At 68.2% G+C, this 10,599-nt stretch carries 6 protein-coding genes and 1 pseudogene; 2 read left to right on the top strand and 5 right to left on the bottom strand.

The window, feature by feature from the left end:
* Positions 1-240 precede the first annotated feature (240 nt).
* Together IEW03_RS20170 and IEW03_RS20165 are read left to right on the top strand one after the other, a co-directional pair.
* Positions 241-1,542, top strand: coding sequence for a hypothetical protein (locus tag IEW03_RS20170; protein ID WP_188525518.1), 1,302 nt, complete (start codon positions 241-243; stop codon positions 1,540-1,542).
* Positions 1,539-4,547, top strand: a complete 3,009-nt coding sequence (locus tag IEW03_RS20165; protein ID WP_188525517.1) for an RHS repeat-associated core domain-containing protein — start codon at positions 1,539-1,541, stop codon at positions 4,545-4,547. Before IEW03_RS20170 ends, IEW03_RS20165 begins: the two co-directional genes overlap by 4 nt.
* A gap of 1,884 nt (positions 4,548-6,431) precedes the next feature.
* On the opposite strand, the gene IEW03_RS20160 is transcribed toward IEW03_RS20165, so the two are convergent.
* The 5 genes and pseudogenes from IEW03_RS20160 to IEW03_RS20140 all read right to left on the bottom strand — a co-directional run.
* Complete coding sequence (locus tag IEW03_RS20160) at positions 6,432-7,355, bottom strand: phosphotransferase family protein (RefSeq protein WP_188525516.1); 924 nt, start codon at positions 7,353-7,355, stop codon at positions 6,432-6,434.
* Positions 7,356-7,485: 130 nt separating this feature from the next.
* Positions 7,486-8,619 (bottom strand): epoxide hydrolase family protein, encoded by a 1,134-nt coding sequence (locus tag IEW03_RS20155; protein ID WP_188525515.1) that lies wholly within the window; start codon positions 8,617-8,619, stop codon positions 7,486-7,488.
* 19 nt (positions 8,620-8,638) lie between these two features.
* Positions 8,639-9,346, bottom strand: coding sequence for an alpha/beta hydrolase (locus IEW03_RS20150; protein WP_188525514.1), 708 nt, complete (start codon positions 9,344-9,346; stop codon positions 8,639-8,641).
* A 105-nt stretch (positions 9,347-9,451) separates the two neighbouring features.
* Positions 9,452-10,285: a CPBP family intramembrane glutamic endopeptidase gene (locus IEW03_RS20145; RefSeq protein WP_188525513.1), complete on the bottom strand. Its 834-nt coding sequence runs from the start codon at positions 10,283-10,285 to the stop codon at positions 9,452-9,454.
* A gap of 74 nt (positions 10,286-10,359) precedes the next feature.
* A pseudogene (locus tag IEW03_RS20140) lies at positions 10,360-10,599 on the bottom strand (hypothetical protein); the annotation flags it as partial.

Here is a 10,599-nt window from a genome sequence, read left to right as displayed (position 1 = left end):
TCGCCCGATCGCTCCTGGAAGCCGGCGGCTTCAGACCGCGGCTACACCCTCAGATCGGATGAGCCGGCAAAGCTGCAACCCGTCGGGGTACTGGTGTGCGACCGTTCCGCACCGATCGCATATTGGCAGGATTTCACCCGCTTCCATCCTTGTGAAAGTTAGGTGCTCTATGCCCTGAATTTCGCTTTGGTGTCGTTTCGGTAACGAAGCATGAGAGCGCTTGCCGAACCATCAGGTTCCGTGCAGATTTCTGCCAGTTGTTCTGGCAAACGAATCGGGGACCGCGTGGCGCGTGGGGTGTGGTCGAGGGCGATCGGTGGCGGGCTGGCGTTCTCGTTGGTCGTGACGTTGGTCGCGGTTCCGGCGTCGGCAGACGTCGTGCAGGATGCGGACGATCCGCCGGCGGGAGCGGTGGAGTGCATGCCGGAGGTCGAAACGATCGACGAGGCCGTGCAGGTCGCGGTGGCGTGTGGTGAAGACATATTGGCGGCCGACGAGTCGACGGAGTGGTCGACGTCGTACGCGACCGCGTCGGGAGATCTCCAGGTCGACTACACCGCGACCGCGGTGCGTCAGGATTCTGACGGCGACGGACAGTGGGCGCCGGTGGACGTGACGGTCTCGGACGCGCCCACCACGGAGGCAGTGGACGGTGTCCCTGCCGGGATGCTTGAAGTCTCGGGTGGCGTCGAGCCGATCTGGCTGAACCCGGGCGGGGCAGGGGGTGCGGATCTGCCATTGGCGATCATGGGCGACAGTGACGAGCGGGTAGCGATGTACTCGCAGTCGCTGCCGATCACCGGCCCCGTGACGGTCGAGGACGAGCGAGTCTCGTACGACCTGGGCGGCGGGGTCACCATGGTGGTCACGGTGAACGCCGAAGGGTCGATGGTCACCCCAGTGGTGCGCGTGGGCGACGAGGCTGCCCTGGCGCACCTACACGAGGAGCTACTGGTAGGTGAGGGCGGAGCTCCTGCGGCGTTGAGTTTGTCGTTCCCGCTGGAAGTGTCCGCCGGCCTCCAGGTCGCCCAGACGGCGGTCGGGTTCGCGGTGCGCGACAGCGCCGGCGAGGTCGCGTTCGAGTCCGGCCCGGTGCTGATGTGGGACTCGGCGGGTGCGTTGGACTGGGACGACGTCGGAACCGCAGACGGCGCGCCTTCCACTGCACGCAAGACGGTGTCGACCGACGAGTCGGGCGGCGGCGACCCTTCGGGGGCTGCGGCCGAGGGGGATCGGCTGGCGGCACCGGCCACGGGTGACGGCGTGCACCCGATGGACGTGGCGGTGAACGGCGACGTGGTCGTGGTGTCCCCGGACCCGCAGGTGTTGGCCGACCCGGCCCTGGAGTTTCCGCTGCATCTGGACCCAAGCATCGGGTCCGGCACCCCGGGACGGTGGGCGACGGTGCGCTCGAGGTGGCCGTCGAACACCTACTGGAAGCCCAGCGACGCACAGGCAGTTGGCTTCTGTGACGTATCGCGTGCGCCGGAGTGCGGTGGTGACTCCAAGGATCGCCTGTTCTGGCACTACCGGCTCCCGTGACCAAGACCCTGAACTGGGACGCGTCGGCGTACGTCGCCTCGAGCGTGATCTACGACGGGCTGCTGCGCCCGCGCCAGACCCAGAGCCCGTCCGCGTCCGCCAGCGCCGCGGGCAGGGTGATCACCGACACCATGTATGACGCGCGTGGACTGGCCACGGTCGTGCGGGACGGTTGGGCCACCACGGGGTCAGCCGGTGCGAGCCTGGTCGTGTCATCCGGGGCGGTGGACTCACGCATCCTCACCCAGTACGACGGTGCCGGGCGGGCGGGCAAGGAGACATTCCAGGTCGGGGCGGGCGAGAAGCCCGACGACGACACCAGCTACCTGCCGAAGTGGTCTACCACCACCACGTACGAGGGGGACCGGGTCCACGTTGACCCGCCGAGCGGCGGGGTGCCCACCACGACCGTCAGCGACGCGCGCGGGAACACGACCGAGCTGTGGCAGTACACGGGTGCCGGCCCGGCCGGCACGCACCACGTCACGAGCTACCGGTACGACGACGCCGAGCGGCTGGTCGGGGTCAGCGACCCGAAGGGCAACACGTGGACGTACGACTATGACCTACGTGGGCGGCAGATCGCGACCTCCGACCCGGACAAGGGCGACGCCACCAGCACCTACGACGCGGTCGGCAACGTCGTCACGGCGACCGACGCGCGCGGGGAGACTCTGGCCTACACCTACGACGCCCTCGGGCGTCAGACCACGCTGCGTGACGACACCGTCACCGGCACGGTGCGGGCCCGTTGGGCGTTTGACACCGAGGCCAAGGGGCACCTGACCTCGAGCACGCGGATCGACGGCGCCGATCAGTACACGACCACGTTCGGTGGGTATACCGATCAGTACCTGCCGACGTCGCAGACCGTGACCCTGCCGGAATCGCTCGGCAACGCGGCCGGGTCCTACACCTACGAGTACGTGTACACCAAGGATGGGCGTGTGTGGGGCCAATCGATCCCCGCGGCCGGCGGGCTGGGCGAGGAGCGGATGAGCGTCTACTACTCCCCAGTGGCCGGCACCAACGCCGCCACGGGACTCACGGGCGGCGCGGACTGGGGCAACTATGTGACCGAGGCGGACTACCTGCCCACCGGCGAGGTGTCCTATCTCGACCTGGGCACCACGTACGCCTACCAGCAGGCGATGTACTACCAGACCGGGACCCGCCGGCTGACAGGGGCGACGACCACGCAAGAGACGGGGAACCAGGACGATCAGCTGCACGAGCTGCAGCACCTGTCGTACTCCTACGACGACGCGGGGAACCTGTTGTCGGCGAAGGATGCGCCCGAGCTTGGCGGGCAGCCCAAGGATCAGCAGTGTTTCGATTATGACTGGGCCCAGCGCCTGACTCAGGCGTGGACTCCCGCGAGCGGGGACTGTGCGGTGGCGCCGTCGGTGGCGGGTCTGGGTGGGGGTGCGCCGTACTGGAAGTCGTACAGTTACGATGTGCTTGGTAACCGCACCAGCGCGGTGCTGCACCGTTCCGCGGCTGTGGGCGGGGATGTGACGAGTACGTATGCGCGCCCGGTGTCGGGGGAGTCGTCGATGCGGCCGCATGCGGTGTCGTCGGTGACCGCGAAGACGCCCACCGCGACCCTGGGGACGTCGTCGTTCGCGTATGACGCGGCGGGGAACACGTCTCGGCGTGCGGTGGCGGGTGAGGCGGTGCAGACCCTGTCGTGGGATGCCGAGGGTGAGCTCGCGGGCGTGTCGGCTGACCAGGACGGTGACGGGGCGGTCGAGGCCTTGGAGTCGGACGAGTACGTGTACTCGGCCTCCGGGGAGCGGTTGGTGCGCCGTGCGGGTGGTACGACGACGGTGTATCTGCCGGGGCAGGAGCTGACGATCGGTTCGGCGGGGAATGTGTCGGCTACTCGGTACTACTCGTTCGCGGGTAAGACGGTCGCGGTGCGTACGGGGTCGTGGTTCGACGACGTGTCTGCGATCGTGTCCGACCCGCACAACACCGGGGTGTTGCAGGTCAAGAACGTGTCCAACACGGTGACCCGGCGACACCTGGACCCGTTCGGTGCCGAACGGACCAGCGCGGCCGGCGCTCCCGACGGATCGACGGGTACCGCCGGGTGGGTGGGGGATCACGGGTTCCTCGACAAACCTGCCGACGACACTGGCCTGTCCCAGGTCGGGGCTCGGTATTACGACCCGGTGCTGGGGTCGTTCATCAGTGTGGATCCGGTCATGGACCTGGCGGACCCGCAGCAGTGGAACGCGTACGCGTATGCGAACAACCGGCCCACGACCCTGTCTGATCCCACTGGCATGCTTCCTCCTGGTTCTTCGGGGAACGTGGGGTACAACCCTCGTGATGAGAACGACTCGCGGCGTAATGATCCGTGTATCGGGTCGACCTCGTGCATCAAGACGAAGACTGACGCGAACGGGCGTTCCAGCCAGACCCGCGAGTGCTACACCGAGCACGCCTGCAACTATTACGCCACCCACGACGACGCGTATGAGTCCGCTACCGGTAAGACCGTCCCCGTCGTGAACGAGTACAACGGCGCCGCCGCTGGACACGCCGCCGCGGCCGCCGCAGGCGAACAGAAGCGCGCACGCGAAGCACAGGCCAAGGAAGACCAACAGAAGTCGCTTGTCGCACGCGTCTGGGACTGGACGGCAGACGCGTCAGAATGGTTGACAGAAAGCTCCGGTGCAAGTTGGATTCGAACTGCCTGTGCGTTTGCGTGGGGCGCTATTGCTTCAGGTTGCTCGCTCGTAATGGCCGGTGCTTACGCGCGCCAAGAAAAGTGGGGCGAATTTGGACTAGAGCTCGCCTCAGCCGCTACCGGTGGCGCTGCAGGTAAAGCCGTCAAGGTCGCGGGCGCACTCGCAAAGCCACGGCTCATTGAGCGAGCCGCGGCACAAGGACGAACGATCTATCGGTCGGAAAGGCGAAAGTACGACAAGACGGTAAACGTCGGAGCTTACCTGTCCGATCGACTGGTGGCTGGTGAAACAAATGGAAGTTGGTAGTTCCAGGGCGAACGGCATGAGTCGACTCCGGGGGCCCGGGCTTGGCGGCAGACTAACCGTTACGATCGTCGCGCTGATTGCTATGCTACTTGGCCTCGGCCTCCTAGTAATCGAAAACTCGCGGAGCGCGATTGCTTTTGGGCTGTGTCTCATGGGAGTCGTGAGCATTGCTCTCAGTCCGCGGCCGGGGGTGTCCATGGGGAGAGATTCCATTAAGCTCCGCGGCTGGTGGCGAACAAGGACAGTGTCTTGCATACCTGGTTCCGGCAGCTTTCTTGTTGTGCCGTATTCCAGCTTCTGGACCCGCGGATTGGACAGCCACTTCTTCTATATGATTCGTCTTGAGATGCGGAATGGTGCAAGCGTTGACTTTCAATTTACTGTTGGATTCAATTCCAAGATATCGCGATACGTACGGCGGCTTAACCGCGCACTTACCGATGAGCCACTGGCGTGACCGGCCAGATCGGGGACCACGGGTTCCTCGACAAAACTGCCGACGGCACGGGCCCCAGGTCGGGCCCGCTACTACGACCCGCTGCCGGGGTCGTTCATCAGCGTGGATCCGGTCATGGACCTTGCGGATCCACAGAAGTGGAATGCGTACGCGTATGCGAACAACCTGCCCACGACGCTTCCGATCCCTCCGGCATGCTCCCAGTTGGCTCTTCGGAGCGACCAAGGCGGCGACGGCCGCCCTCGGCGGCACAATGGCTTCGGGAAACTTTGTAAGTCGTCGAACGGCAGCGGTCGGGAGCGCAATGTGCTAAGGCGATCCAAGAGCATCCCTCCGACCGCATCGGTGGTGTTGGCATTGTGCGGACTGGGATGTTTCATGCCTGGCCTAGCCGCAATATATGACGACCCTAGTCGCGTGTCCGGGTGGGCAGTCGGCGCGGTGGCAATAATTGCGGGAACTTGGCTGATCTACCTCAGCATCCGCCTGCGGCTCCGCCCCGCGCCGGGAGGCGGCGTGGTGGTCTACGGCGCGAGGTATCGCCGGGTCTTTGGCCCAAACTCGGAAGTTGGGGTGACTGATTCGGTTGGCGAGGTCGTCCCGTTCAGGACTTGGGTCCCGACCATCGATGACGGCAATGGGAATGTGGCGGAATTGATTGAGTACTCGCATTACGAATTCCTGGGAGGCAAGAGGAAGGCGCAGAAGGTCGCGACCACCTTGCGGTCCTGGATGTAGGGCATGAGGCGGCGGTGTGTCGACCAGGTTCCGAACTCCAGCCACTGGTCCGATCTCGTTCGTGTGTCGTAGGTCTACTTGTGGTTGAGATTGAACACCGGGCGAACCGAGGTGCTCCAGTGCTGTACTTCGACGTGCTTGGGAACCGCACCAGCGCGGTGCTGCACCGTTCTGCGGCTGCGGGCGGGGATGTGACGAGTACGCATGTGCGTCCGGTGTCGGGGGAGTCGTCGACGCGGCCGCATGCGGTGTCGTCGGTGACCGCGAAGACGCCCTCCGCGACTTTGGGGTCGTCGTCGTTCACGTATGACGCGGCAGGGAACACGCCTCGGCGCAAGACGGTCGCGGTGCGTGATGTAGAGCATGAGGCGGCGTTGTCGAGTAAAGGTTCAATCTCTGTTCCCGCCGGCTGCGGGGGTCTCGAACCAACAAGTGAGATTGCGTGCTTTGGTCGACAGGACGTTGGGCGAATCTCCGTGAGAAGGACTGCGATTCGAGGCCGCGCCTGGGGCACCCAGGTCCCGCTCTGCCCTCGCATGGTCGCGAGGATGCAACGGGCTGGCCGTCCGCGCACAGTCCGCAAGCTTTTGTCTGTCCCCAACGTTCCCGGCCGACGCCAGGTCAGTCCGTGACGGTGCGTTCGCCCAGGGAGGCGAACCCGGCGTACAGACCGGCTCGTCCGCTCTTCGTCACCCGAGCAGCGCCTCCAGCTCGGGAAGTCGGCCGAACATGTCGGGGAGGCCGCGGATGCCGGCGCGCGCGGACTCGTGCGACAGCGCGAGGTCAGGACCGGTGCTCGCCTCGGCGCCGGCGAGGCAGCGGAGGATGTTCCACCTCGTGTGCCCGAGCCAGCCGCCGATCATGTAGACGAACCAGCTCGGCCCCGCCGGCGGCAGCGTCCCGCCCTCTGCGACGTACCCGTCGAGGACCCGGCGGAAGATGGTGGGCTCGATGCTGTCGAAACCCGGTCCTTTCGCAAGGCTCAGCGCGGTGGAGCCGAGCTCGCCGGACAGGTCGAGCATCCCCGAGAGCTCCCAGTCGAGCAGGACCGGCCGGCCGTCTCGTGCGAGGAGGTTCCACGGTTGGACGTCCCGGTGGGTCAGCACGACGGGTCCCGGCCGCTCGCAGGTGTCGACGAATCGGGCGATCGCGAGGAACGTCTGGACGTGGGAGGCGAGCTCCTCGGCCCACGGCTGCCCGGTCGCTGCCGCTCGTTCGGCGAGCTCGGGCCAGTCCCGTGGCGTGGGGTCCTCGATCGACGCGTGGGGCCACTCGACGTCGAGCGCGTGGAGGCGCGCCAGGATCTCGCCGATCTCGAACGCGAACGGCGCCGGCACCGGCGCTTCGGGCACCTTCTGACCCTCGACCCACCGGTGGACGAGCGTGTGACTGCTGGCCGAGACCGGCTCCGGCATCGGGATGCCTGCGGCGAAGGCTGCCCGCTCGAACATGAGGACGTCCTCGGCGCGGTATGTCGAACGACGGTCGACGAGGTTGAGCTCCTTGACCGCGAACGACCCCTGGTCGGTGTCGAGCCGGTACATCCGGTTGGCGAACCCGCCGTGGACGCGGCGCACCGGCCCGGTCGGCGTCCCGAGATGCGCAAGATCCACGGCACGCAACCTAGTGCCCGCAGTTCGTCGACGCACCGGAATACGACGCACCGGAATGCGAGGGACCGGGACACCGGGGCCGCAGGTCGACCGCAGGAGCCCCACGAAGGCCTCCCGCCGAGACGCCTGCTCAGCGCAGCGGGCGGAAGAACTCGGTGATGTCGTCGGCGAGCAGCCCGGGCTCCTCGTGGGCGGCGAAGTGCCCGCCGCGCGGCATGGACGTGTACCGGGTGACGTCGTAGGTGCGTTCCGCCCAGGATCGCGGGGGCCGGGTGAGGTCGGCGGGGAAGACGGCGACGGCGGTGGGCACGCTGACCTTCTCGACGCGGCGGGTCAGGCCGCGGGCGTACTCGTAGTACGGCCGGAACGACGTCGAGATCGTGCCCGTGAACCAGTACAGGGACGCCTGGGTGAGGACGAAGTCGTCGGTGAACCGGGACGACAGGTCGCCGCCCGAGTCGCTCCAGGCGCGGTACTTCTCGACGATCCAGGCCAGCAGGCCGGCCGGTGAGTCGGACAGCGCGTGGGCCAGGGTGAGCGGGCGGGTGCTCTGCTGGTGCTGGTAGCCGCCCTCCTGAGCGCTCCAGCCGGCGACCTGATCGAGGTAGGTCTGTTCGTCCAGGGTGAGGCTCGCGGCGTCGTACTCCTGGGGGGCGGCGACGGCGAGCAGGTGGATGCCCACCAGCGACTCCGGGTAGGCCTCGGCCAGCCGCGAGGTGATCCCCGCGCCCAGGTCGCCGCCGTGCGCGGCGTACCGGTCGAAGCCGAGCTCGTCCCGCAGGAGCCGGTGCCAGATCTCGTGGGTCTGGAGCGTCGGCGGGAGGGTCGGGCGTTGCGGCGAGAACGGGTAGCCGGGCAGCGAGGGGACGACGACCGTGAACGCGTCGGACGCGTCGCCGCCGTGCTTCGACGGCTCCGCGAGACGCCGGGCGAGGTCGGTGAGTTCCAGGAAGGTGCTGGGCCACCCGTGGGTCAGGACGATCGGCAGGGCGCCGGGCCGCTCGCCGTCGAACCGGAGGTAGTGGACGGGCGTGCCGCCGACGGTGGCCGTGCGGTGCGGCAGGGCGTTGATCCGTGCCTCGTGGGTGCGCCAGTCGTAGCCGTTGGCCCAGTGCTCGGCCAGGCGGCGCACCTGGGTGGTGTCGGCGCCCGCCTCCCAGCCGTCGACGGGCCAGCGGGTGGGCCACCGGGTGCCGCGCAGCCGCGCGCGCAGGTCGTCGAGCTCGGCGTCGGACACCGCGACGACCGGAGGGCGGGCGGTCATGTGCCTCTCCCCGGCGTGCTCACGTGCGGCGGACCAGCGCCTGGACCTGGTCGACGACCAGGTCGGGACGGGTGACGAACGGGTGGTGCCCGGTCGGCAGCTCGACGGAACGCGTCGCGCGGCGCGCGTGAAGGCGCTGCAGCTCGACCGACGTGCTGCGGTCCTGCGCGCACACGAGGTACGTCGAGTCGACCCCCTGCCAGCCCGCCGCGCTGGTCGGCGTCATGAACGCTGCGGCCGACTGGGACGTCACCCGCTCCCACGCCTGGTGCCGGGTCGTCTCGTCGGCGTCCTGGAGGAACCGCTCCCCGAACGACGCCGCGTCGTAGCCGGACACGCTCAGCGTGCCGTCCCCGTTGTCGCCGATCGAGACCGGGTCGCTCTCGCCGCTCATGATCGCCCCCTGCGACTGCCCGACGTCGGGGAGGTACGACGACACGTAGAGCAGGTGCGCGACGGCGGGATGGCGGCCGGCCTCCGCGATGACGGTGCCGCCGTAGGAGTGCCCGACGACGATCGCGGAGTCCACCTCGTCGAGCGCGTCGCGCAGTGCCGCCGCGTCGGCGACCAGGCCGCCGGCGACCTGGTCCGGGGTGCTCTCGCCGCACGAGGGCAGTGCGACGGCCCGGCTCCGGATACCGGTGCGTTCCCGCAGCAGGTCCGCTGTGCGCTGCCACCACCACTGCCCGTCCCGTACCAGGGCGCCGTGGACGAAGATCAGCTCCATCGTGTGCTCCTCTCGCGAGCCCTGAACGTACCGCTCCGCCGGCGGGGCGGCGTCCGGATCTGCTCAGGGCAGCAAGGCTGCGTACCGCGACCCCGGCAGGGGCGATCAGCCGACGAGCGCGGCGCCCACGTCCACCCGGTCCGAGCGGCGGACGGGCACGACGTGCCCGCGCCGGTGCGCCAGCCACATGAACACGCCGGTGGCCACCACCCCGAGCACGATGGCGACCACGCTGCCCTCCGGTCCGAAGTCACCGCCGGTGACCAGCGCCGGACCCGACATCGTCGCGTCCAGCAGGCCTTGCGGCGTGTTGCTGCCGGACACCTCGGTGCTGAAGATGGCGCTGGCGGCGACGTTCCAGCCGAAGTGCAGGCCGATCGGCAGCCAGAGCGTGCGGGTGGCCACGAACGCGGCGGTGAGCATCCCGCCCGCAGAGACGGCGATGGCGACGGCGCCCCACAGGGTGGCGTTCGGGTTGAGCAGGTGGATCAGGCCGAACAGCGCGCCGGTCAGCACCAGTGCGATCCAGGTCCCGGTCCAGCGCTCGACGTTCCGGAACAGGACACCGCGGAACACGAGCTCCTCGGTCACCGCGGCCCCGGCCATGATGCCGAGCAGGCCGACGGCGCTCGCCGGCGTCCCCAGCCCGTGGATCGTGTAGTCACCGAAGACGGCGATGCTCGCGATGACGGCCCCGAACAGCGCGACTCCGAGCAACGTGCCACCGCCGACTCCGGCTCCGGCGCCCTGCACCGACACCTCGACGGGTTCCCGGTGCTCGGTGCGCCGCACCACCCAGCCGTAGACGAGGACCGCGACGAGGGCCGTCACCAGGCCCGCGGCGAGCGCCAGCCAGGGGTCGTCCGTCACCGCCGCCATGGCCAGATTGCCGAGGACCCAGACCGCCGCGACCGCCAAGAGCTGCCATACCAGACGCATGATGACTCCTTCTGTGATGCCGCGGCGGGAGCGCCGGCGGGCAGTTTCGGACCCGGTGGAACCGGGCCTCGCTTTCAGTCGGTGAATTCGTCGACGCCGAGGGCGAATTCCCCGTGGCCGACCCCGTTCCCGGCGAGCCCCACCATGACCAGGCCCATTCCCTCGAGCCAGTGCGCCATTCTCAGCCCGCCGACGTCCAGGGGACGAAGTCCGAGGCCTGTGATGAATGCCGCCACTCTCGCCTTTGCCGGCTCTTCGCGGATGAGGGGGGTCCCCGGTGACACGCCGGGCGTGGTGATGACGTCGGGGTAGGG

The sequence above is a fragment of the Isoptericola cucumis genome (genome assembly GCF_014635665.1).
GTDB classification, from domain to species: domain Bacteria; phylum Actinomycetota; class Actinomycetes; order Actinomycetales; family Cellulomonadaceae; genus Isoptericola; species Isoptericola cucumis.
The sequence above is the reverse complement of the archived record's forward strand: the minus strand, read 5'-3'. Positions and strand labels throughout refer to the sequence as shown.